General features: G+C 70.6%; 25 protein-coding genes. 15 read left to right on the top strand and 10 right to left on the bottom strand.

Annotated elements, in window-relative coordinates; translation table 11 throughout:
• Positions 1–76: 76 nt before the first annotated feature.
• The 3 genes from Q0P88_RS07715 to Q0P88_RS07705 all read right to left on the bottom strand — a co-directional run bounded on the left by Q0P88_RS07715 (position 77) and on the right by Q0P88_RS07705 (position 1,459).
• Entirely contained in the window at positions 77–703 is a 627-nt protein-coding gene (locus Q0P88_RS07715; RefSeq protein ID WP_295012781.1) for a CYTH domain-containing protein, read from the bottom strand.
• Entirely contained in the window at positions 696–908 is a 213-nt protein-coding gene (locus Q0P88_RS07710) for a response regulator (RefSeq protein ID WP_295012779.1), read from the bottom strand. The genes Q0P88_RS07715 and Q0P88_RS07710 overlap by 8 nt, the downstream gene beginning before the upstream one ends.
• 80 nt (positions 909–988) lie before the next feature.
• Positions 989–1,459: an A24 family peptidase gene (locus Q0P88_RS07705; RefSeq protein WP_295012777.1), complete on the bottom strand. Its 471-nt coding sequence runs from the start codon at positions 1,457–1,459 to the stop codon at positions 989–991.
• 234 nt (positions 1,460–1,693) lie between these two features.
• Between Q0P88_RS07705 and Q0P88_RS07700 the strand changes: the two genes are divergently transcribed.
• The 3 genes from Q0P88_RS07700 to Q0P88_RS07690 are packed head-to-tail and all read left to right on the top strand — an operon-like array spanning position 1,694 to position 7,538.
• Positions 1,694–2,506, top strand: a complete 813-nt coding sequence (locus Q0P88_RS07700; protein WP_295012775.1) for a hypothetical protein — start codon at positions 1,694–1,696, stop codon at positions 2,504–2,506.
• Positions 2,503–4,062, top strand: coding sequence for a DNA polymerase Y family protein (locus tag Q0P88_RS07695; RefSeq protein WP_295012773.1), 1,560 nt, complete (start codon positions 2,503–2,505; stop codon positions 4,060–4,062). The genes Q0P88_RS07700 and Q0P88_RS07695 overlap by 4 nt, the downstream gene beginning before the upstream one ends.
• Positions 4,062–7,538 (top strand): error-prone DNA polymerase, encoded by a 3,477-nt coding sequence (locus tag Q0P88_RS07690; protein WP_295012771.1) that lies wholly within the window; start codon positions 4,062–4,064, stop codon positions 7,536–7,538. Before Q0P88_RS07695 ends, Q0P88_RS07690 begins: the two co-directional genes overlap by 1 nt.
• Before the next feature lie 39 nt (positions 7,539–7,577).
• Here the strand turns inward: Q0P88_RS07690 and Q0P88_RS07685 are convergent, their stop codons facing one another.
• Both Q0P88_RS07685 and Q0P88_RS07680 read right to left on the bottom strand, forming a co-directional pair.
• Entirely contained in the window at positions 7,578–7,973 is a 396-nt protein-coding gene (locus tag Q0P88_RS07685; protein WP_295012769.1) for a hypothetical protein, read from the bottom strand.
• Between the two features lie 115 nt (positions 7,974–8,088).
• A complete protein-coding gene (locus Q0P88_RS07680) occupies positions 8,089–8,592 on the bottom strand; it encodes a flavin reductase family protein (RefSeq protein ID WP_295012767.1) in 504 nt (167 codons plus the stop codon).
• 321 nt (positions 8,593–8,913) lie between these two features.
• Here Q0P88_RS07680 and Q0P88_RS07675 point away from each other — a divergent pair, with 321 nt between their 5' ends.
• The 5 genes from Q0P88_RS07675 to Q0P88_RS07655 all read left to right on the top strand — a co-directional run bounded on the left by Q0P88_RS07675 (position 8,914) and on the right by Q0P88_RS07655 (position 14,745).
• Entirely contained in the window at positions 8,914–10,488 is a 1,575-nt protein-coding gene (locus tag Q0P88_RS07675) for a Re/Si-specific NAD(P)(+) transhydrogenase subunit alpha (RefSeq protein ID WP_295012765.1), read from the top strand.
• 3 nt (positions 10,489–10,491) lie between these two features.
• Positions 10,492–11,907, top strand: a complete 1,416-nt coding sequence (gene pntB / locus Q0P88_RS07670) for a Re/Si-specific NAD(P)(+) transhydrogenase subunit beta (RefSeq protein WP_295012763.1) — start codon at positions 10,492–10,494, stop codon at positions 11,905–11,907.
• A gap of 112 nt (positions 11,908–12,019) precedes the next feature.
• Positions 12,020–13,507: an amino acid permease gene (locus tag Q0P88_RS07665; protein ID WP_295012760.1), complete on the top strand. Its 1,488-nt coding sequence runs from the start codon at positions 12,020–12,022 to the stop codon at positions 13,505–13,507.
• 117 nt (positions 13,508–13,624) lie between these two features.
• On the top strand, positions 13,625–14,173 hold the full coding sequence (locus Q0P88_RS07660; RefSeq protein WP_295012758.1) for a type 1 glutamine amidotransferase domain-containing protein: 549 nt from the start codon (positions 13,625–13,627) through the stop codon (positions 14,171–14,173).
• Positions 14,174–14,271: 98 nt separating this feature from the next.
• On the top strand, positions 14,272–14,745 hold the full coding sequence (locus Q0P88_RS07655; RefSeq protein WP_295012756.1) for a carboxymuconolactone decarboxylase family protein: 474 nt from the start codon (positions 14,272–14,274) through the stop codon (positions 14,743–14,745).
• On the opposite strand, the gene Q0P88_RS07650 is transcribed toward Q0P88_RS07655, so the two are convergent.
• Positions 14,735–15,679, bottom strand: a complete 945-nt coding sequence (locus Q0P88_RS07650; protein WP_295012754.1) for a LysR family transcriptional regulator — start codon at positions 15,677–15,679, stop codon at positions 14,735–14,737. The genes Q0P88_RS07655 and Q0P88_RS07650 overlap by 11 nt on opposite strands.
• Positions 15,680–15,806: 127 nt before the next feature.
• Between Q0P88_RS07650 and Q0P88_RS07645 the strand changes: the two genes are divergently transcribed.
• From Q0P88_RS07645 to Q0P88_RS07635, 3 genes are read left to right on the top strand one after another with little or no spacing between them, the layout of a single operon-like run.
• The gene (locus tag Q0P88_RS07645; protein ID WP_295012752.1) at positions 15,807–16,994 is read left to right on the top strand and encodes an NAD-dependent formate dehydrogenase; all 1,188 of its coding nucleotides are present in this window, start codon (positions 15,807–15,809) and stop codon (positions 16,992–16,994) included.
• Positions 16,995–17,010: 16 nt separating this feature from the next.
• The gene (locus Q0P88_RS07640) at positions 17,011–17,604 is read left to right on the top strand and encodes an HPP family protein (RefSeq protein ID WP_295012750.1); all 594 of its coding nucleotides are present in this window, start codon (positions 17,011–17,013) and stop codon (positions 17,602–17,604) included.
• 28 nt (positions 17,605–17,632) lie between these two features.
• The gene (locus Q0P88_RS07635; RefSeq protein WP_295012748.1) at positions 17,633–17,794 is read left to right on the top strand and encodes a hypothetical protein; all 162 of its coding nucleotides are present in this window, start codon (positions 17,633–17,635) and stop codon (positions 17,792–17,794) included.
• 67 nt (positions 17,795–17,861) lie between these two features.
• On the opposite strand, the gene Q0P88_RS07630 is transcribed toward Q0P88_RS07635, so the two are convergent.
• Positions 17,862–18,290, bottom strand: coding sequence for a hypothetical protein (locus tag Q0P88_RS07630; protein WP_295012746.1), 429 nt, complete (start codon positions 18,288–18,290; stop codon positions 17,862–17,864).
• Positions 18,291–18,350: 60 nt separating this feature from the next.
• Entirely contained in the window at positions 18,351–19,001 is a 651-nt protein-coding gene (locus Q0P88_RS07625) for a YoaK family protein (protein WP_295012744.1), read from the bottom strand.
• A gap of 145 nt (positions 19,002–19,146) precedes the next feature.
• On the opposite strand from Q0P88_RS07625, the gene Q0P88_RS07620 reads away from it, so the two are divergent.
• A complete protein-coding gene (locus Q0P88_RS07620; protein WP_295012742.1) occupies positions 19,147–19,581 on the top strand; it encodes an SRPBCC domain-containing protein in 435 nt (144 codons plus the stop codon).
• 52 nt (positions 19,582–19,633) lie between these two features.
• Here the strand turns inward: Q0P88_RS07620 and Q0P88_RS07615 are convergent, their stop codons facing one another.
• A complete protein-coding gene (locus tag Q0P88_RS07615) occupies positions 19,634–20,356 on the bottom strand; it encodes a CocE/NonD family hydrolase C-terminal non-catalytic domain-containing protein (protein ID WP_295012740.1) in 723 nt (240 codons plus the stop codon).
• A 65-nt stretch (positions 20,357–20,421) separates the two neighbouring features.
• Positions 20,422–20,829 carry a DUF6264 family protein gene (locus Q0P88_RS07610; RefSeq protein WP_295012738.1) on the bottom strand — a complete coding sequence of 136 codons (408 nt, stop codon included), beginning with the start codon at positions 20,827–20,829 and terminating at the stop codon, positions 20,422–20,424.
• Positions 20,830–21,241: 412 nt separating this feature from the next.
• Here Q0P88_RS07610 and Q0P88_RS07605 point away from each other — a divergent pair, with 412 nt between their 5' ends.
• From Q0P88_RS07605 to Q0P88_RS07595, 3 genes are all read left to right on the top strand, one after another.
• Positions 21,242–21,913: a flavin reductase family protein gene (locus Q0P88_RS07605; RefSeq protein WP_295012736.1), complete on the top strand. Its 672-nt coding sequence runs from the start codon at positions 21,242–21,244 to the stop codon at positions 21,911–21,913.
• A 148-nt stretch (positions 21,914–22,061) separates the two neighbouring features.
• Positions 22,062–22,304 (top strand): tyrosine-type recombinase/integrase, encoded by a 243-nt coding sequence (locus Q0P88_RS07600; protein ID WP_295012734.1) that lies wholly within the window; start codon positions 22,062–22,064, stop codon positions 22,302–22,304.
• An 80-nt stretch (positions 22,305–22,384) separates the two neighbouring features.
• Positions 22,385–22,816 (top strand): helix-turn-helix domain-containing protein, encoded by a 432-nt coding sequence (locus Q0P88_RS07595; RefSeq protein ID WP_295012732.1) that lies wholly within the window; start codon positions 22,385–22,387, stop codon positions 22,814–22,816.
• Positions 22,817–22,826: the final 10 nt, after the last annotated feature.

The following is a 22,826-nucleotide window of genomic DNA, read 5'->3' as shown; positions in this document are numbered from 1 at the left end:
CAAGCACGCGCCGGGCCGTGCGGGAAGGGGGTTGTGCCGTCCGGAGGAGCGCGTAGGATCCTGGACCGGCCCCGGATCAGACGCCGAGGGCTCTGGCGAGTTTGGACGACGACGCGGAGGGACGACCGCCGGCGTTCTGCACCGCGCGTTCGACGGCGGCGAAGAACTCCTCCCGGCCGACCGCGTCCGCGGGAGCTGCGGGTCCGAGTTCCATCTCCCATTCCCGCCATTCGCGGACGGATCCGCGTCCGTCGGTCGCACGCAGATCCGTCCCGCGGACGCGGTCGTCCACGAACTCCGCGACCACGCCCCGAGGGCCGGTGAGCAGGTAGGCCGTGCGAGCGTTCTCGATGCGCGCGAGCGGCGTCAGCGGATCCGTCGTCCAGCGGGCGATCGCCGCCTCGACCGCCTCCGGCACGGCCTCGTCGTCGCCGAGAGGCCAGCCCAGTTCGAGCCGTCCGTCGCCCTGCCGGGGGCCCTTCACATGCCATCCCTCGTCCGGACCGCCCGTGCGCCGCCGCAGGGCGACGCCGGAACGGGCCAGGAGTCCGTCGGCGGTGTCGAGGTAGCGGGCGTCGAGCGCCCTGACCTCGCCCGCCGTGACCGCGTCGACCCCGGGGACGTCGTCCCAGACCGGCAGCGGGGTCTCTGCGTCGACGTCGTACTTGCGCTCGACCTCGACCGTCCTGGACGGGTCAGACATCGGCCGGATTGATGTCCTCGAGGGCCTCTTCGTACCAGTAGTCGATCTCGGTGGGGCCGTCGTGCGGGCCCGTGTTCTTCTCTCCTCCGCGCTGTTCGTACACGATCTGCGATTCGCTGTAGGGCAGGATCAACCTGCCCTGCGTGTCGTCGAGGGGGATGATCTGCCCGTCGAGGGGGCCGCCGTGAAGCCGTGCGAGTGCCATGTGCTCACCCTAGTCCCGCGGCCCGTGCGTTCCGTGACGCGAGGGCGGCCGCGTCACCAACCGCCTTCACCCCGCCGCTGTCACCCCGCCGCCATCCCGAGAACGCCGCCGAGGATCATCCACGGCCCGAACGCGAGATGGGTCGAGCCGTCTGCCCGGCGCAGCGCGATCATCCAGAGCGCATGCCCGGCTCCGAGGACAAAGGCGGCCGCCCCGCCGATGAGGAGGGCCGCCCCGCCGTGCCAGCCCAGGACGAGCCCGATCACCGCGGCGAGCTTGACGTCTCCCCCGCCCATGCCGTCCCGTCCGATGGCCCGCAGCATCGCGTAGAAGCCCGTCAGCAGCAGCATGCCCCAGAGGGCTCCGTCCGCCCTCGCACGCCCTTCGCCAGCCGCCGTCTCCGCGAGCACGAGCAGGATCGCCCCCGCGAGCGTCGGCAGCACGATCCGATCGGGAAGGCGGTGCGTCTGCACGTCGACGACGATCAGACGGGCGCCGACCGCGAGGAGCGCGCCGTGCGCCAGCAGGACGAGCAGCGCGTGGAGATCCATGCCCGGAAGCCTGGCAGAAGCGGCGCAGGCGTGTTCCGGCCCTGTGGAGAACCGCCGCGTACGGCGCCCCCGCCGGGAGGGCCCCGTCCTGGACCGAGACCTCGCTCTCCGTCGACCGCCTCGCCGCCCGCACGGTCGGCACGCTGTTCCTCCGGATGTCAGGAATGTCGGATGTACGATTTATTCTTCCCGAGTACGTTGCAACTCTAGAAGAAATGTTCGAGGATCGTATTCATGGGGATGGCTCTCGAATCCATGATGGCCCCCACCGCGGACAGCAGGGCGGGGGACGTCCTCCGCCTGCGTCGTGAGATCTCGCGCTTGCAACGGCGACGCAGCGATCTGCCGCTTCTCCCCGTCGCACCCGTGCTGCAGCCGATCCTTCCCGAGGGGGGACTGCAGGTGGGCACGACCTATTCCCTCTCCTCGTCGCCCGGGCTCATCGCGACCCTCCTCGCCGGCGCCTCCGCGACCGGAGCCTGGTGCGCGGCCGTGGGCATGCCGACCCTGGGCGTCGAAGCGCTCGCCGGGCACGGCGTCGACCTCGACCGCATGCTGTTCGTGCCCGAACCGGGGGCGCGCTGGCTCTCCGCGGTCTCCGCCCTGAGCGAGGTCGTCCCGCTCATCGCGATCCGCCCCTCCGGCCCCGCCCGGTCCGCCGAGCTGTCCCGGTTGGGCGCACGGCTGCGCGATCGCGGCTGCACGCTGCTCGTCGTGGCGGGGAACGCCGCCGCCCGCATCGAGGACTGGCCTCAGAGCGAGGGCAGCATCCGCGTGCACGATGCCCGCTGGCACGGACTGGGATCGGGCTGGGGTGCGCTGGAGGAGTGCGAGGTCACCGTCACCGCCCGCACCCGTCGTTCCCCCGTACCGCAGAGCGTGCGGGTGCGCCTGCCCGGCCGCCGCGGCGTGCTCGAAGCGATCGAGACCACGACCGCCCCCCGGCTCGTACCGCTCCCCTCGCTCCGCCCTCCCGGGTCCTCCGAGGCCGGAAGGGCGCAGGCTTCGGCCGCCGCCGCGCCCCCGACGCTGGCGGCAGCAGGATGAGCGGCGAAGTCCCGGCCCCGGTCCGGGTGATCGTGCTGTGGTTCCCCGACTGGCCGCTGCGTGCGGCTCTGGGCGCCGACGCCGCAGAGCCCGCCGCCATCCTGCATGCGAACCGCGTGCAGGCGTGCTCCGCGGCCGCACGCGCCCAGGGCGTGCGCATCGGCCAACGGCGCCGCGAGGCGCAGGGACTCGTCCCCGACCTGCGGATCCTGCCCGCCGACCCGGCACGGGACGAGCGTGCGTTCCTGCCGGTGCTCCGCCTCATCGAGGGACACTCCCCCGGCGCCCAGGTGCTGCGTCCGGGGCTCGCGCTGCTCCGGGCACGGGGCGTGTCCCGCTACCACGGCGGGGAAGCGGAGGCAGGGCTCGCCCTGCACGCCCTGCTGGCGGATCAGGGCCACCCCGAGGTGCGGATCGGCGTGGCGGACGGCCCCTTCACCGCCGAGCTCGCGGCCCGGGGAGCGGATCCGGTGCTCGTCGTCGCCGAAGGCGAAGCCGCGGCCTTCCTCTCCCCCCTCCCCGTGCAGGCGCTGCGCGACGAGGAGGTCACCGCGCTCCTGCTCCGCCTCGGCATCCGTACGCTCGGCGAGCTCGCCGCCCTGGGCGCCACCCGGCTGGCGGAACGTTTCGGCGAGCGCGGGGCACGCCTGCACCGCCTCGCCGCCGGGGCCGATTCCCGCCCGGTCGTCCCGCGCCCCGTGGATCCGGAGCTCGCTGCGGAGATCGAGTTCGACTCCCCGCTGGGACAGTCCGATCAGATCGCCTTCGCCGTGCGCCAGAGCGCCGACCGCGTCGTGCTCGCCCTCGCCGACGCGTCGCTCGTGTGCACGGAGGTGCGCATCGACCTCACCGACGACGACGAGGGCGTCGCCTCGCGCACCTGGCTGCATCCGACCTGCTTCGAGGCCACGGACCTCGTCGACCGAGTGCGCTGGCAGCTGGAGGCGCTCGCCCAGGCGCAGACAGGCAAGGAGGCGGACGAGGCGCACCGGTTCCGCGGGATCGTCCGGGTCCGGATCGCCCCGATCGCGGTCGACGACGCCGCGCACCATCAGCCGGGGCTGTTCGGCTCTGGCACCGACGACCGGCTGCATCATGCGATCTCCCGGGTGCAGACCCTGCTCGGGCACGAGGGCGTGCTGACCGCGGTCGTCGCGGGCGGTCGTCTCGCCGCCGAACGCCAGCAGCTCACCCCCTGGGGCGAACGGGCGGTCCCGCTCCGGGCGGCCGGGCAGCCGTGGCCGGGTCGGCTGCCCGATCCCCTGCCCGGAGAGGTCTTCGCGCCGCCCCGACGCGTCGCGGTGACCGCAGCGGACGGATCCCCGGTCGACGTCGACGACCGGGGACTGCTCACCGCGGACCCGGCGGCGATCGAGGACTGCCCCGTGCGGCACTGGGCCGGCCCCTGGCCGCTGCGGGAGCGACGGGGCGAGCCGGGCGGGATCCTCCGCGGCGAGCGCCTGCAGCTCGTCGACGCGCAGGAGCGGGCATGGCTCGTGCTGCACACGCCCGGGGACGACGGCGGCCACTGGTGGGCCGAAGGGCGGTATCACTGATGGGCTTCCACAACCCGAGCATGTCGTGGGGGGATCTGGAGCGCACGCTCTCCGGCCGACCGGAGAAGCCGGAGAAGAAGGCCTCCCTGCACGACCGCGCTGCGGAGGACGCCCCCTCCCGCGCCTCGAAGCGTCTTCCCCTCTCCCTCGGAGACGTCGTGCGGCCGACCGACGCCGTCCCCTATGCCGAACTGCATGCGCACTCCTCGTACTCGTTCCTCGACGGCGCCTCCGCCCCGGACCGGCTCGTCGCCGAGGCGCAACGGCTGGGGCTGAGCGCCCTCGCCGTCACCGACCACGACGGCTTCTACGGCGCGGCACGTTTCGCCGAGGCGGCGGACCTCGCCCCGGGGCTGCAGACCGTGTTCGGCGCGGAGCTCTCCCTGAGCGACGACCACGGCCCCGCCCCCGCGCGCGGCGGTGCCGCCGACCCGCTCGGGGAGCACCTGCTCGTGCTCGCGCGGGGCCAGGAGGGATACCACCGCCTCTCCGCCGCGATCACCGAGGCGCAGCTGCGCGGAGGGGAGAAGGGGCGCCCCCGCTATGTGCTCGAAGACCTCGCGAACCGGGCGGGCGGACACTGGACGATCCTCACCGGATGCCGCAAGGGTGCGGTCCGGCGAGCGTATGAGCGCGAGGGGTCCGACGGCGCCGCACGGGCGCTGCGTCTGCTCGTCGACCTCTTCGGGCCGGATCGGGTCGCCGTCGAGCTCATCGACCACGGCGATCCCCTGGACACCCGTCGCAACGACGCCCTCGCCGCCCTCGCCGCGGCGCACTCCCTTTCCGTGGTCGCGACGAACAACGTGCACTACGCGACCCCGGACAGGGCGGAGCTCGCCGAGGCCGTGGCGGCCGTCCGCGCGACCAGGAGCCTGCGTGATCTGGAAGGCTGGCTGCCCGCGCACGGTTCCGCGCATCTGCGCAGCGGCGCCGAGATGACGGCGCGCTTCGCCCGCTATCCCGGCGCGATCCGGGCAGGACTGGAGATCGCCGAGGCCTGCGCCTTTCCCCTGCGCCGCGCCAAGCCCGATCTGCCGACGATCGCGGTCGGTCCCGGCGAAACGCCGATGGGCCGTCTGCGCGCTCTCGTCTGGGCCGCCGTCCCCGCGCTGTACCCGGAGCTGACCGCTCAGGGGCGCGCCAGGATCGCCCGGGAGCTGGACGTCATCGAGGAGAAGGACTTCCCCGGCTACTTCCTCATCGTGCACGGCATCGTCGCCGAGGCGAAGACGCGGGGGATCCTCTGCCAGGGGCGCGGATCCGCGGCGGCGAGCGCCGTCTGCTATCTGCTCGGGATCACCGCGGTCGATCCCATCCTGTACGGGCTGCCGTTCGAACGGTTCCTCGCGACGACGCGCACCGAGGAGCCAGACATCGATGTGGACTTCGACTCCTCCCGGCGCGAGGAGATCATCCAGTGGGTGTACCGGGAGTACGGCAGAGAGAACGCAGCCCAGGTCGCGAACGTCATCCAGTACCGGCCGAAGAACGCGGTCAGGGACATGGCCCGCGCCCTCGGGCATTCTCCGGGACAGCAGGACGCGTGGTCCAAACAGGTCGAGCGCTGGGGCACGGACCTCTCCCCCGCCGCGGATCACGACATCCCGGATCGCGTCGTCGCCTACGCCGACGAACTGCTGCGCGCGCCCCGCCATCTCGGGATCCACTCCGGCGGCATGGTGCTGACCCGGCGCCCGGTCGGCGAGGTCGTGCCGGTCGAACACGCCCGCATGAAGGACCGCACCGTCATCCAATGGGACAAGGACGACGCGGCGTGGATGGGTCTGGTGAAGTTCGACCTGCTCGGACTCGGCATGCTCTCCGCGCTGCGGCACTGCTTCGACCTGGTGCGAGCGGCGACTGGGGAGGAGTGGACCCTGCAGAACCTGCCGAAGGAGGAGCCCGCGGTCTACGACATGCTCTGCCGCGCCGACTCGATCGGCGTCTTCCAGGTCGAGTCCCGGGCCCAGATGGGGCTGCTGCCCCGGTTGCAGCCCCGGGAGTTCTACGAACTCGCGATCCAGATCGCGCTCATCCGCCCCGGCCCGATCCAAGGCGGTGCCGTGCACCCGTTCGTACGGCGCAAGCTCGGGACCGAACCGGTGACGTACCCGCACCCGAAGCTGGAGCCGGTCCTCGCGCGCACCCTCGGGATCCCCGTGTTCCAGGAGCAGCTCATCCAGATGGCGACCGCGCTCGGCAACTGCACGGCCGACGAGGCCGATACGCTGCGCCGGGCGATGGGCTCGAAGCGAGGGCTGGAGCGGATCGACAGCATCCGCGACAGCCTCTACGAGGGGATGCGCGAGAACGGGCTGGAGGGTGAGGCGGCGGACCGCATCTACGCCCAGATCCAGGCGTTCTCCGATTTCGGCTTCGCGGAGTCGCATTCGCTGAGCTTCGCCCTGCTCGTCTATGCGAGCTCGTGGCTCAAGCTGCACTACCCCGCCGCGTTCCTCGCGGGTCTGCTGCGCTCGCAGCCGATGGGGTTCTACTCGGCGGCGACGCTCACGGGGGACGCTCGGCGACACGGGGTCGAGGTGCGCCGCCCGGACATCGCCCGATCGGGGGCGACAGAAGAGCTCGAGCCGCTCGCCTCCGAGAGCTCCGGCGAGTGCACCGCAGACCCTGCCACCGGCACCGAGAACCGTGCCACCGGCCTCGACGCCTGCACGCATCAGCGTCCCGCCCTCCCCGATGGCGTCGATCCGGATCCGTTCGATCCGTCGGCGCCCGACGAGTCCGCCGCCCATCGACGCGACGGCCGCTTCGCGGTCCGCCTCGGGCTCGCCGGGGTCACGGGGATCGGCCTGAAGACGGCGGAACGGATCGTCGCCGCACGGGCGGCGCACGGACCCTTCCGCGATCTGAACGATCTGGTGCGGCGCACCGATCTCACGGCCACCCAGATCGAGGCGCTGGCCACCGCCGGAGCGTTCGACTCCTTCGGGCTGCAGCGCCGAGAGGCGATCTGGCTGGCCGGATCAGCCGCCGAGGATCGCGCCCGCTATCTGCCGGACTCCGTCGTCGCCGTGCAGCCGCCGTTGTTCCCCGACCAGACCTCGTACGAGCGGCTCGCCGCCGACCTCTGGGCGACCGGGATGTCCATCGACGACCACCCGATCACCCATTTCCGCCCCGACCTGGACGCCCGCGGGGTACTCTCCTCTGCGGCGCTGCGCACGCACGAGAACGGGCGGCGCGTCGAGGCGGCAGGCCTGGTCACCCACCGTCAGCGCCCCGCCACGGCCGGTGGGGTCACGTTCCTCAACCTCGAGGACGAGCACGGCCTCGTGAACGTCATCTGCACCCAGGGCGTCTGGCTGCGCTATCGCCGGATCGCCCGCGAGTCGCCGGCGCTCATCGTCCGCGGAATCCTGGAGCGCTCTCCCGAGGGCGTGACCAATCTGCTGGCGGACGCGTTCGAAGCCCTCCAGGTCGGAGTCGCGCATACCTCCCGGGACTTCCAATGACCGCGCTGCGCCCCAGGGCGCGGGGCCACCCGGGCAGCGTCACCAGTATCGTTCGGGCATCTCGTGGGCGCGACGATCGGTGCCGCCCCAGTTCGCCGCCTGATCGCGGGCGTCGTCGGCCGCGCGCTGGGCACCGCGAAGGGCATCGGCGGCACCGGTGCGCGGCGCGGATCCCGTCACCGGCACGGCATCGAGCACGAGCTCCGTGACGACGCCGTCCTCCGTCGCCACGACCGTGCACGCCTCCACGCGCCCGCGCCACGGCAGCGTCCCGAGCTCAGGAAGGACCGGGTCCTCGCGCGCCGGCGCGGGCGCGCGGTAGACGACACCGGTGGTGAGATCGCGGATGCCGATCGCGCCGTACTCGTGTTCGACGGCGATGACCCTTCCGACGCCGAGAGGCGCGGGAAGCGGCAGGATCAGAGTCACCGACATGGCTCCACCTTCCCCCACCCGCACCGCGCTGTCCAGAGGTCGCCCTACGGTTCGAGAGCGGCCCGGAACGCCCCGGGGCTCTCGTCCTTCGCGTCAGGTCAGGGACGCCTTCGCGTCAGGCCCAGGACGCCAGGCTGTCGTAGTGCCGGTCGTGATAGAGCAACGGAGCGCCGGGCGTCCCCTCCAGGACGTCCTTCACATCGAGCAGCACGAGCGACGAGGGACCGACGGGGTGCGTCTCGCGGATGGTGCCACGGATCGCGACGCGTGCCGAGGGGAGAAAGGGCTCGCCGGTCGGAAGGATCTCCCAGCCCTGTTCCGGCGTGAAGCGGGGTTCCCCGGAGCGCGCGAACGCATCGGCGATGGGCTCCTGCCCTGCGACGAGGAAGTGCACGAGCATGCTCGGTGCGCTCAGGATCCCGCCGGCGCTGCCGGTCGCGCGGGTGACGGAGAAGACGAGGACCGCCGGATCGGCGGCGACCGAGGCGACGCTGGAGAGCGTGAGGCCGACCGGTCCGTCCGGTGCGGTGGCGGAGACCAGCGCGACGCCGGCGGGATGGTGTCGGAACGCGGTCTTGAACTTCTCGGTGACGTCCTGCTCCAGCCTCGGCGTGCTCATCGTGCTTCTCTCTCTGTCCTCTGGGCGGGCCGCGCGACTCCTGCGACCGAGTTCCACGGTATGCCCGTTGCAGGGGCGGAGGACGCGGAAGCGGAAACATGGCGACGCATGGGGCCGGGATCGCCGCGCCCTTGCCGAATCCGCAAACTCCGCGATTCTTTCGTCGTCACGGAACGTTCAGTCCGCCGGAATCCGCCGGGGCCCTCCGCTACGCTCGCACAAGTCGCTCGCCGGAGGACCTCAGGATCCGCCTCGGCGACGGCCCGGGAGCGTGCGGACCCCGCCGCACCGACTCCCCGACGACGTGCCGAAGGAGACACGATGACGCGCATAGGCGTGGTGGCCGAGCAACCCCCCGAGACGAGGATCGCGGCCACTCCCGCGACCGTGACGCAGCTGATCGCGCTGGGGTACGACCTGGCGGTGCAGCGCGGGGCTGGAACCGCCTCGGCCTTTCCCGACGAGGCGTATGCCGATGCCGGAGCCGAGATCGTCGACGCGGCCTCGGTGCTGGACTCGGACATCGTCCTCACCGTGAACGGCCCGACCCCGGCTCAGATCGACGCCCTGCGCCCGGGCACCGTGCTCGTCGGACTGCTCGCGCCGGCCTTCCGCCCCGAACTGCTGGCGGCGCTCGCCGACCGCGGGGTGACCGCGCTCGCGATGGACGCCGTGCCCCGGATCTCGCGCGCCCAGTCCATGGACGTGCTGAGCTCGATGGCGAACATCGCCGGATATCGCGCGGTGGTGGAGGCCGCGCACGAGTTCGGCCGTTTCTTCACGGGTCAGGTGACGGCGGCGGGCAAGGTCCCGCCCGCGAAGGTCCTCGTCGCGGGCGCCGGTGTCGCCGGTCTCGCCGCCATCGGCGCCGCGTCGAGCCTGGGTGCGATCGTGCGCGCGACGGATCCGCGCCCAGAGGTCGCCGATCAGGTCAAGTCGATCGGCGGCGAGTATCTGAAGGTCGAGGTCGCGGTCGAGCAGTCCGCGGACGGCTACGCGAAGGCGACGAGCGCGGACTACGACCGACGGGCCGCCGAGATCTATTCCGAGCAGGCGGCCGACGTCGACATCATCATCACGACCGCGCTCATCCCCGGCCGCGCCGCCCCTCGCCTCATCACCGCGGCGGATGTGGCACGCATGCGCTCGGGCAGCGTCATCGTCGACATGGCCGCGGGCCAGGGCGGCAACGTCGAGGGCTCGGTCGCCGGCGAACGCATCGTCACCCCGAACGGCGTCGTGATCCTCGGCTACACCGACCTCGCGTCCCGGCTCCCCACCCAGGCCTCGCAGCTCTACGGCACGAACGTCGTCAACCTGATGAAGCTGCTCACCCCGGGCAAGGACGGGGCGCTGACCCTCGACGTCGACGACGTCGTCCAGCGTGCAGTGACGGTCGCCCGCGGAGGAGAGGTCACCTGGCCGCCGCCCGCGGTGCAGGTCTCCGCCGCTCCCGCCTCCGCGGCGGCCGCTCCGCCGCCCGCTCCGAAGGCTGCCAGCAGGAAGGGCCTCTCGGCGCGTGCGAAGCTCGCCCTCGTCGCCCTCGGCGCCGCGGCGCTGTTCCTCGTCAACGCCTTCGCGCCTGCTCCGCTGCCGCAGCACTTCACGGTGCTGATGCTCGCGATCGTGATCGGCTTCTACGTGATCGGCAAGGTCGCCCATGCGCTGCACACGCCGCTCATGAGCGTCACGAACGCGATCTCCGGGATCATCGTCGTCGGTGCGATGCTGCAGCTCACCGGCCAGTCGCTCGTCGTCCAGATCCTCGCGGCGGTGGCCGTGCTGCTCGCCAGCATCAACATCTTCGGCGGCTTCGCGGTCACGCGCCGCATGCTCGCCATGTTCGCCAAGGGAACGCCGCCGGCCGCCGGCTCGTCCGAGAAGACGGGAGCCTGACGCATGCAGACCCTGCTGACGCCGGCGTCGATCGCCGGAGCCGCGTACCTCGTCGCGGCCCTCCTGTTCATCCTCAGCCTCGCCGGACTCAGCCGGCACGAGAGCGCGAAAGCCGGTGTCGGCTACGGCATCGCCGGCATGGCGATCGCCCTCGTCGCGACGGTCTGGGCCGTCGTCGTCGAGGCCTGGGGATCCGCCTCCCTCGGGATCGGGCTGACCTTGCTGGTCGTCGCCGTGCTCGTGGGCGGATCGATCGGCCTGTGGCGCGCACGCGTCGTCGCGATGACGGGCATGCCGGAGCTGATCGCCCTGCTGCACAGCTTCGTCGGCCTCGCGGCGGTGCTCGTCGGCTGGAACGGCGCCCTCGAGGAGAACTCCCTCAGCGGCGCGCTGCGCGACATCCACCATGCGGAGGTGTTCATCGGCGTGTTCATCGGCGCGGTGACCTTCACCGGATCGATCGTCGCGTTCCTCAAGCTGTCGGCGCGGATGAAGTCCGCCCCGCTCATGCTTCCGGGCAAGAACGTGCTCAACCTCGGCGCGCTCGTGCTGTTCGTGGCGCTGACGGTCTGGTACGTGATCACTCCCGCCCTGTGGCTCCTGATCGTGGTCACGATCCTGGCGCTGCTGCTCGGCTGGCACCTGGTGGCCTCGATCGGCGGCGGCGACATGCCCGTCGTGATCTCGATGCTGAACAGCTACTCCGGCTGGGCGGCGGCCGCGGCGGGCTTCCTGCTCAACAACGACCTGCTCATCGTGACCGGCGCGCTGGTCGGATCGAGCGGTGCGTACCTGTCGTACATCATGTGCACCGCGATGAACCGATCCTTCCTCTCCGTCATCGCGGGCGGCTTCGGGATCGCCGCTCCCCGTGCGGCCGGGGACGACGAGGAGGGCGAGATCCGCGAGCTGGATGCGGAGGGCGCGGCCGCGCTGCTGCGCGACGCCTCGAGCGTCGTGATCACGCCCGGCTACGGCATGGCGGTCGCACAGGCCCAGTATCCGGTGGCAGAGCTCACGGCCAAGCTGCGCGAGCGGGGCGTGCCTGTGCGGTTCGGCATCCACCCGGTCGCGGGGCGTCTGCCCGGGCACATGAACGTGCTGCTGGCCGAGGCCAAGGTGCCGTACGACATCGCCCTGGAGATGGACGAGATCAACGACGACCTGGCCGAGACCGGGGTCGTGCTCGTCATCGGCGCGAACGACACGGTCAACCCGGCCGCCGCCGAGGATCCGGGCAGCCCGATCGCCGGGATGCCGGTGCTGCGGGTGTGGGAGGCCGAGAACGTCATCGTCTTCAAGCGCTCGATGGCCGCCGGATACGCGGGCGTGCAGAATCCGCTGTTCTTCCGCGACAACGCGCACATGCTGTTCGGCGACGCCAAGCAGCGCGTGGAGGACATCCTCCGCGTGCTCTGACCGGGTCCGTCCGGCCGTCGCGCGAGATGCACGACGCGCCGGGCGGAGCTCCCCCTCCTCGCCGTCAAGGCGTAGCGTGCCGGAAGGGGCGCGCGACGGAGGGCGGTTCGACATGAGCAGACGCAGCACGGGACCCGACGGTATCTTCCGGCGCAAGCCCATCGACCAGATCGACGACGAGACCGACAGCGGAGGGCTCAAGCGTGAGCTGGGGCTGTGGCAGCTGACGGCGATCGGCGTCGGCGGCATCATCGGCGCCGGCATCTTCACCCTCGCCGGCGAGGTCGCGCATCAGACGGCCGGCCCCGCCGTGCTCATCTCCTTCCTCATCGCGGGCATCGCCAGCGCGGCGGCGGCGCTCTCGTACGCCGAGTTCGCCGGGATGATCCCGAAGGCGGGCTCCGCGTACACCTACGGCTACGCGGTGCTCGGCGAGTTCGTCGGCTGGTTCATCGGCTGGGACCTGCTGCTCGAGTACATCGCGATCGTCGCGGTGGTCGCGATCGGCATCTCCGGCTACATCGGCTTCCTCGTGACGCAGCTCGGGGTGCACCTGCCGGACTGGATGCTCGGAGCCGCGGGCACGGGACCCGGCCGCGTCGTCGACGTGTTCGCGGTTCTGCTCTGTCTGCTCACCGCCTTCGTGCTCACCCGTGGGATCCGCAGCGCGGCGCGCTTCGAGTTCGTCGCGGTCGGCATCAAGGTGCTCATCGTCGTGCTGATCGTCGCGCTCGGCGTCTTCCACATCAACAGCGCCAACTACCACCCGTACTTCCCATTCGGCTTCGGCGGGGTGATGACCGGTGCGGCCACGGTGTTCTTCGCCGTGTTCGGCTATGACGCCATGAGCACGGCCGCCGAGGAGTCGAAGGATGCGCGAAAGCACATGCCGAAGGCGATCCTGCTCTCCCTCGGGATCGCGATGATCCTGTACGTCCTCGCCACCCTCGTGCTCACCGGGATGCAGAACTTCAAGGACATCGACCCCAAGAGCGGCTTCGCCACCGCCTTCGCGTCGGTCGGCCTGGACGGTGCGGCCAACATCATCGCGATCGGGGCGATCATCGGGATCATCACCGTGCTGCTGACCTTCATGCTCGGCGTCACCCGGGTGTGGTTCTCGATGAGCCGCGACGGCCTGCTGCCCGAGTGGTTCGCGAAGACGAGCCCCAAGCGGCACGTGCCCACCCGCGTCACGTGGATCGCGGGGATCGCCGCCGCGATCCTCGCCGGGATCGTTCCGATCTCGACGGTCGCCGAACTCACCAACATCGGCATCCTGCTCGCCTTCGTCGTCGTCTGCGCGTCCGTCATCGTCCTCCGCTACCGGCGGCCGGACATCCCGCGGAACTTCCGGCTGCCGCTGATGCCCGTCGTCCCGGCGATCGGCGTCATCGCCTCCCTCTGGCTCATCTCTTACCTGCACTGGGAGACCTGGGTGCGGTTCGCGGTGTGGTTCGTGCTCGGCCTGATCGTGTACTTCGCGTACTCGAAGCGGCACTCTCTGCTCTCGCCGAACAGCCCGCGGCACGACTCGTCCTCCTCGGCCCGCTCCGCGGGCGAGGCCGCCGACGGCCCGCCCGAGCACGGCGTGTCCTAGCGGGGAGCCCTGCCCTACCATTCTCGCGCTGTGTAGGCCACCCCCTCGGTGCACGCGGTGCGGTGCCTCATGCTCGAACGACGGAGGCGCCCGCTTCCGTGGACGAGAGGACGGATGATGGCCGAGCTCACCGGACGCCGAGTGGCGTTCCTCGCGACGAACGGCTTCGAGGACAGCGAACTGACCAGCCCCTGGGACGCCGTCACCGCCGCGGGAGCCACCGCGACGATGATCGCCCCGGAGGGCGAGGAGATCACGGGCAAGAACGGACACGAGCAGCGCGTCGACACATCGTCGCGGGACGCCGACGCCGGCGGGTTCGACGCGCTCGTGCTGCCCGGCGGCGTTGTGAATGCGGACCAACTCCGGATGGACGAGCCCTCGGTCGACTTCGCGCGCGCCTTTTTCGCGCAGCACAAGCCCGTCGGGGTGATCTGCCATGGATCGTGGATCCTCATCGAGGCGGGAGTGGTCGAGGGGCGCACGCTCACGAGCTACCCGAGCCTGAAGACCGATCTGCGCAACGCCGGGGCCGACTGGGTCGATGAAGAGGTCGTCGAAGATCAGGGGCTCGTCTCGAGCCGCACACCCGATGACCTCCCGGCGTTCGACGCGGCGCTGCTGAACGCGATCGGCGAGGCACCGCACGCGGCTCCGACCGCGTGACCGCTCGCCCGCGCCCCTGGGGCCCTCGAGGGGCGCGGGCTCCCGGCGCCGCGATACGGTGATCTGGTCGCATCGCCGCCCGCCACGAGAGGATCATCATGCGCCCGTACCTCGACAAGGCCCTGCCCGACGTATGGAAGGCGGCATCCGCGTTCTCGGACGTCCTCGCCGTCTCCGCACGCGAGCGCGGGCTCACCGAGGTCGAGTCCGAGCTCGTCAAGGTGCGCGCCTCGCAGCTCAACGCCTGCGCGTTCTGTCTCGACCTGCACTCCCGCGAGGCGCGCGCCGCAGGGATCCCCGCGCAGAAGCTCGATGTGCTGCCCGCGTGGCGCGAATCCTCGCTCTACTCCGAACGGGAGAAGGCCGTGCTCGCGATCGCCGAGGCCGCGACGCGACTGCCGCTGGACGAGAACGGAGAGGCGGATCTCGCCGCCGCGCGGAGCGTGCTCGGCGACGAGGCGTTCGCGGCCGCGGAGTGGGTCGCGGCGACGATCAACCTGTTCAACCGCGTCTCGATCCTCAGCGAGCACCCGGTCCGTCCGCGCGACGCAGAGGGAGCGCTCATCCGCTGAGCGCGTCGTCGCCCGCCGCGCGCAGCTCCCCCGTCGCGATCCGCAGCAGGGCCCTGGCCGGAAGCGAGACCGGCTCCTCTCCGTCCTTCCACACCGCGAGCAGTCGGCGCCGGAACTCGACATGCTCGACCCGGACGCGCAGGAGCCGCCCGTCGCGCACGTACGGCTCCGCGGCCCGGACGCTGATCACCGCGGGAGCCACCCCGGCCGCCGCCGCCTCCAGCACCGCCGTGTTCGAGGGCATCTCGAGCGCGGGCGCCGCGATCTCGGCCGCGACCACGCCGTGGGCACGCAGGTTCGCGGTCACGACCGCCCGGCATCCCGAGCCCTCTTCGCGCGTGACGAGCGGCGTCGCTGCCAGCGTCCACGCTCCGACGCGCGCGCTGCGGGCCCAGGGGTGACCCGGCGCGACGAGCACGGCGAGTTCGTCCTGGGCGAGGAAGGCCGAGTGCAGTCCTCGTGGCGGCTCGCTGCCCTCCGTGAACCCGATGTCCACGACGGACTCGGCCACGAGTCGCGCGACGTCGCGGGTGTTGGTCGCCCGCGATCGGACCAGCCGGGGGTCCTGCCCCGCGGCGACGAGTGCGCGGATCCATTGGGGAAGGAAGTGCTCTGCGATCGTGAGGCTGGCCGCGATGGCGAGCGGACGCGCCTGCGCGAGCACGGCGTCGAGCTCCGCGTCCATCCGCTCGGCGGCGACGAGCACCGGCCGCGCGATCCGGAGCAGCCCCTCGCCGTCCACCGTCAGCCGTGAGGCACGCCCCGCGCGGACGACGAGCGGCCGTTCCAGTCGCTGCTCGAGTCGGCGCAGGCGGAGCGATGCGGCCTGCTGGGTGATGCCGAGCTCTCCCGCCGCCCGCGTGATCGACTGCGTGCGATCGATCGCGTCCAGCAGCTCCAGGGCGTGGAGGTCGGGCATCTGGCGGCTGAACACGACTACATCGTAGGCACAACCGTCGCTTGTGGGATGGCAACCAGGGCTTCGTTGTCGTGCCGTCGCCGCATTCCTAACGTGGAATGTGCGGGGCGCCGCTGGGACGCCCCCGTTGAATGGAGAGATCGTGGCCAAAGTCCTCATCGTCCTTTATCCGGATCCGATCAACGGATATCCGCCCGAGTATGCGCGGGACAGCATCCCCGAGATCACCGAGTACCCCGGCGGCGCGACCGTGCCCTCCCCCCGGGCGATCGACTTCGTGCCGGGGCAGCTTCTCGGCAGCGTCTCCGGCGGGCTCGGCCTGAAGGACTGGCTGGAGTCCGAAGGGCACACGGTCGTCATCACGAGCGACAAGGAAGGTCCGGACTCGGTCTTCGAACGGGAGCTCCCCGACGCCGACGTCGTCATCTCGCAGCCGTTCTGGCCCGCCTATCTCACGCCCGAGCGCATCGAGAAGGCCAAGAGGCTGCAGCTCGTCGTCACCGCGGGGATCGGATCGGATCACACCGACCTCGATGCCGCCAACGCCCGCGGGATCACGGTCGCCGAGGTGACCTACAGCAACAGCATCAGCGTCGCCGAGCACACCGTGATGCAGGTGCTGGTGCTCGTTCGGGACTTCGTGACACAGCACCGGATCGCCGTCGACGGCGGCTGGAACATCGCCGATGCGGTCGAGCGCTCCTACGACCTCGAGGGGATGCGCGTGGGCGTGTTCGCCGCCGGCCGCATCGGTCGCGCCGTGATCGAGCGGCTCGCCCCGTTCGGGGTGCGCCTGAGCTACACCGACCGGTTCCGCCTTCCCGAGGAGTACGAGGAGAAGTACGGCCTGACCTTCCACGAGAGCATCCAGGACCTGGTCAAGGAGAGCGACGTCCTGACCGTGCACGCCCCGCTGACCGAGTCCACGCGCGGCCTCCTCGACGATGAGCTGCTCGCCAGCATGCCGAGAGGAGCATACATCGTCAATCCGGCGCGAGGAGCGATCGCGGATCGGGACGCGATCGTGCGCGCCCTCGAATCCGGGCAGCTCGCCGGATACGCCGGAGACGTGTGGGATCCGCAGCCCGCCCCGGCGGATCACCCGTGGCGCACCATGCCGCACAACGCGATGACGACGCACACGTCCGGCACGTCGCTGTCGGGTCAGGCCCGCTACGCCGCCGGCACGCGCGAGGTGCTCGAGGACTGGTTCGCCGGCAACCCGATCCGTCCCGAGTACCTGATCGTGGAGGGCGGTGCGTACCGCGGCACCGGGGCGCACTCCTACGCGCAGCAGCCGGTGCAGGCCGACGCGGCGCCGGTGCGCTGACACGCGGAGGGGATCGATGAGCGTCTCCGACCGCACCTCCGGCCCGGAGGGGACCGCGCCCCGTGCGCGGCTGTCCTCCGGGCTGGCGGAGTCCCTGCGCCGCGCTCCGCAGACGCTGCCCTGGCACGCGGTGCTCGCGGCCTCCCTCTCGGGAGGGCTCACGATCGCCGTGCTCGGGCTGTGCGGCGACGTCGTTCGCACGCCGATCCTCATCGCCGCGTTCGGATCGTCCTGCGTGCTCGTCTTCCTGCTCCCGGACGCCGCGCTCTCGAAACCGGTCAACGTCGTCGGGGGCCATCTGGTCTCCGCGGTGTGCGGCCTCCTGGCGCATACGGTCCTGCCCGTGGCGTGGTGGAGTCTGGGTCTCGCCGTCGGCGTGGCGATGGCGGCGATGGCCGTTCTCCGCGTCGTCCACCCGCCCGCCGGAGGGACGCCGATCGCGATCATGCTGGGGCAGGCGGGGTGGGGCTATCTCCTCACTCCCGTGCTCGCGGGGGCCCTGATCCTCAGCGCCTGCGCTCTCGCCTACCGCGTCGCCCTGCATCGGGTCGCCGCGCGTCGAGCAAGGGCGGCCTGCGCTGGCGCGACGCCGCCGAGCGTTGCAGACTGAACCCACACACGGATAGGAAGGACTCCCCATGGGACACCACAAGGACAACGACGAACTGCGCGAGGACGCGAGGGAGCAGAAGGAGGACCGTCAGGAGATCCGCGACACCGTGTTCGACGAGACCGGCGGACAGGTCGACGATCTCGGATCGCAGGACGCTCGCCGCAAGGAGGGGCTGCCGCGCGAGTGACGGCGCAGGAGGTCGCGTTCCGATGCGGACGCGGCCTCCCGTCGTCTCGGCACACCGCCCGCGGTGCTCAGTCCTGCGCGGCGACCGTCACCGGGTGATGCAGGTGCAGCCAGGGATAGTCCCGAGCCAGCTCCCGGCAGAGCGCGTCCACCGGAGGGTGCCCCGCCGCTCCGATCCACATCGTGTAGGGCAGCACGTCGTCGCATCCCGGCTCCGGGAGCCACTCGGCCACCCAGGCGCGCAGCACGTCCGCGAGCACCTCGCCCGGCTGCGGAAGCCGGCCGTCCCTAGCCGGCGCGAGATCCTGCCTGGCCCAGAACGGAACCACGTCGGCCGGTCCGGGCCAGCTCAGAAGCGTCGGCTGTCCCGTGCTCTCGACGAAGACCTGACCGTAGCCGTTCGCCGGCAGCGCCGCGAGAAGTCGGTTGAGGAACGGAGCGTCGCTCACCACGCCGGCCAGGACGAAGTGCTCTCGATCTCTGAAGGCGTCATTCACCCTCTTAGGTTAGCCTTACCTCACCCACTCCGCCACCGATCGTGTTAGGCGACGGTCCGGTCAGGCGTTCTGCTCCGTCCCCCCGACGGTGGCGACGACGACAGCCAGGACCGCGAGGGCCGACGCGGCGACCACCAAGGCACCGCCGCCCCAGAAGCGATGGACGAAAGCCCCGATCACCGCTCCCCCCGCCAACGATCCCCACAGAAAAAAGGGCCTGCGCCAGGCCGTCCGCGAGCGACCGGTGACGAGCGCGGCGAGGGCCAGCCCGAGGCTCACCAGAGTCCCGGTCGCGTAGGTGACCGCGACACGCGCACGCCCCTCGGCGAGATAGAGCGTGTTGAGCGCCCCCATCGCGAGAGCGAGGGGGCCGAAGCGCCAGAGAACGCCCGGGGCGCTCGCCCCCCAGACGGCGCAGAGCCCGACCGCGAGCGCCGCTCCGCCGACCGCCGCAGCCCTCCTGCGAGGGCGCTCCCCCACCACCGCCGCGGCCAGCGCGACGCCGAGAACGAACGCCGCGACGAGGAACAGGGGGAACAGCGCGCGCACCCCCTCCCCTGCGGAGAGCTCGACTCCGGCCTGCGTCGAGTTCCCGCTCATGAACGAGACGAAGAAGCCGCCGGTCTCGATGAAGCCGATGCCGTCCACGTATCCGGCGACGATGCTCAACGCCAGCGAGATCGCCCAGCCCCGACGCGACACCCTGCGCACGCGCGCTCTCCTCCCCGGACCGATCCCCGTGCATCGGTCCGCTCCATTGTGCGCGCCGCGTTCTCCGCGGAGCAAACGACCTGCGCCCTCGACAGCGGCGCCGTCGCGGAGGAGACTCGACGAACACGGCGAAAGCAGGCGGACGATGAGCTCAGAGGATCACCTCGCGACCGCACGGGTGCGGATCGCGGCCGACGCCGCGCAGGTCTGGAACGCCCTCCTCGATCCCGCACACGCGTCCGCCCTCTGGCACGGCGCATCGGTGACGGCCGAGTGGACGCCGGGCACCGTGGTGACCTGGTCGGGCGAATGGGAGGGAAAGCGGTATCAGGACCGGGGCGAGGTGCTCGCCGTCGAACAGGACAGGCTCCTCCGGTTCACCCACTTCAGCCCGCTCTCGGGAGAGCCGGACGTGCCGGAGAACCACCACACCCTGACCTTCAAGCTGTCGGAGCACGGGAACGGCACGGACGTCGTGCTCACGCAGGACAACAACCCGACCGCAGAGGCGGCCGCGCATTCGAGCGCGATGTGGGGACAGCTACTGAACACGCTGCGCGACATCGCGGAACAACGCTGATCGGCGGGTTCTGACGGCGGGAGCTGAGCGCAGAGGACTGAGCCGGGCCGGGTCACCGCGTGCGGACGGGCAGCCGCAGGTACGAGGCACGCTCGGCGCCCGTGTGGACGATGTGCGTACCCCGGTTCTCGGGGACGTACTCGACGATCCCGGGCATGAGGGTGCCCAGGAGATTGCGGGCGTTGACGATGAAGCGCAGCTGCTCCCCCGGCGCGAAGGAGAGTCCGAGAGGGAGCAGCTCAATGTCGACCTCCACGACCTCCCCCGGGCTGAGCTTGTCGACCCGGTCGAAGGAGTGCACCGGAACGTCCTCGGTCGTCGCCGTCTCGTCGAGATGGCGGGCGGAGACGCGCAGGCGCCCATCCGATCCCTTGTACTTCAGGATCGTGGCGCCGTGGTCGGTGAGATCGTGTGCCATCGCGCTCTGGTTCGGCACGGTGAACTGCTCCAGGGGCGTCCCGAAGGCGTCGAGCTTCTGGATCAGGACGAAGAGATTCATGTCGTCGGCGTCGACCGCCTCGACGAAGAGGTGGGCCGTGGGGTAGCCGACGAGCTCGGTCGCGGTCTCGAAACGCACGAGGAACGAGGCCGCGTCCGGGTTCTTGCCGACCTCGTAGGCGACGGTGGCCGGATCCGCGGGCGCCTCGGGCGTGAGCCGTCGCGTACGGCCGTCGAGGAAGAACGTCGTCGGAACCGTCCCGGCGGCACCGCACCCGGGGGGATCCTGCGGTCGACGCGGGCGCAGGCTCCTGACACCTGGAGCGCATCCACGCACGGAGTCGTCCCGGGAGCCCTCGCGCCACCGCGGCCGCTCGGAGGGCCATCGGCACCCCCGAGGCATCACCGCGTGAGGCCCGCGTCCATGAGAGCGACGCCGCCCAGCCAGATCAGCACGGCGAGGATCCCGCCAGCGAGGGGAAGCCACCAGGCGATCCTTCGACGCACAAGGCGGACGATGGTCCATACGACCGTTGCGATGAACACGATGGGAGGTGCGATCAGAGCGATCAACCAACCAATCGACATGAGACCGGTGTCGCACGTGCCGCCCATGCATCCGTCGGACATCATTGCGAGGAAGAGCGACACGAACGCGAGTATCGCGAATCCGAAGACGCCTGCGATCAGCAGGATGATGGTTACGACCAGGTCCGCCGTCCGTGCGCCGGAACTGCGAGAATCCTGAGGGGACGCAAGGCCATACGGCACGGCAGGAGGCGGGAAACTCTCCGGGGGCTGCATCGTCATGTCTCCATTGTTCTCACATCGGGCCGCGATGATGAAGGGGCCGACTGATTACGCCGTCGTCACGAGCGTTCGAACGTACACAGCGAGAGAGGTGGCGACCGCGCCGGCGCCCCGGACGCGATCGGCCAGCAGCGGCGCGCCCTGAGCGGTTCCCGCTGCGGACGCCGCACGGCGGTGGCGTCGCTCGACACCTCGACCTCGGAGTCCCGCAGCCGCGTCGGCGCTCCACGGCGCGCCCAATGTGCGGTGAGCGATCGCAAACAGTTGGGCGCGCTGCAGCGCGAACCGGTCGGCCATCCGGCCGAGAGCCGCTCGCCGGGACAACACGCTCGCGACCACCGTCCTCGTCGGCGTCACTCTTTGCGCCATCCTCAGCGAGGCCGGCTCTTGGACGACACTTCAGCTCGATGCGATGACCGATAACCGCCAGAACGGCACCGTCCCAGAGGAAACAATGGGTCCCGTGCACAAGGTCGTACCGCTCAAAGTTCATTACTACGGAACCCCCGTCGTTCTTATCTCGACCCTGAATCCGGACGGAAGTACCAACATCGCCCCCATGTCTTCGGCGTGGTGGCTCGATTCAGACGCCATGCTCGGAATGAGTCGCTCGTCTCGCACGACCACCAATGCAGCGCGGACCGGCGAACTCGTCCTGAATCTGGCCTCTGCCGACTTGGTTCACCACGTCGATCGGCTCGCGCTTCTCACCGGAGAAGAAGAACTCAGCCCTCATAAGCTCGAGAAGGGATACAGGTACGAGCCCCGAAAGTTCGAAGCGGCAGGCCTCACACCTGAACCAGCGGACCTCGTCGCAGCCGACATGGTCGCCGAATGCCCGATCCAACTGGAGTGCAAGGTCGTCGACATGCACGACTTCGGCAATGCGCGGGCAATCCACGCGCATATCCTCAGATCACATGTCGATACGAGCCTGATCGTCCCGGGCACGGACTACGTCGATCCGGCTCTCTGGAACCCTCTCCTGATGAAGTTCTGCGACTTCTTCGGAGCCGCGGAGCCGCTCACTCCTTCAAGGCTGGCAGCAGCATGGGACATTCCGGGAAGGCTCGAAAGGATCTAGGGAATGTCGCCCCTGTCCAGTTGGGCTCGCGGGATTCTAGCTGGGTGACGTCAAGGGGTTCGAGGTATCGGGTCTTTACGGGCGAGCAGTGGGAGCGGATCGAGCCGTTACTGGCCTCGGACTCCGGGCGCCGCGGTCACCCGCTTACGTGACGCGCCTGTTCGACTCGCTGCGTCGTGACGTCGCGCTGCCCGCGATGACGCCGCACGGGCTGCGACACATGCACGCGTCGCTGACGCTCGCGAGCGGTGCCTACATCGCACTCGTGTCAAAGCGACTCGGCCACTCGTCGATCTCGGTCACGAGCGGCATCTACACACACCTGATCGGCGATGCCGCTCGACGTGGTGCGGAGGGCGCTTCAGCGCTCGTTCCGCGAGCAACTGCATAACGAGCGCACAACCACGGCACTACGGCGGATACGACAGAGGCCCGGAACCGCGCGACGTCCCCGTGATTCCGAGCCTCAATGTGGTCGACATTGTCTACCTCTGTTCCAATAAATCATCGACCTCTGTTACGGCCGCCCAGATCCGCGAGATTTCGGGGGCGATCGGGGATCCTGCGCGAAGTCTCCAACCCCGCGTGAAGCGTGGGTGGAACCGACTGAGCGACGAAGATCAGGCGGTTGTCGTCGCGCGCTACAAGGATGGAGCGACTTCCACTGCGCTGGCGGCTGACTTCGGTGTCGCCAAGTCCACCATCCTCCGAATACTTCGGGATGCTCGAATCGTCGTTCGCCGCCAGTCGTTGACGCTCGATCAGGTGACCGAGGCGGCGCGTCTCTACGAGTCCGGCCTTTCACTCTCCCAAGTCGCAAGGCATCTCGACGTGAACCAAGAAACCATGCGAGTGGCGATCATCGCCACTGGGATTACGCTTCGTCCGCCAACGGGCCGGTAGCGAGAGCATG

Origin of the sequence: uncultured Microbacterium sp., from assembly GCF_945952435.1 — a bacterium.
In the GTDB taxonomy this organism is placed as follows: Bacteria; Actinomycetota; Actinomycetes; order Actinomycetales; family Microbacteriaceae; genus Microbacterium.
Note: the sequence above shows the minus strand (reverse complement) of the source record. Positions and strands in the feature narration are given on the sequence as shown.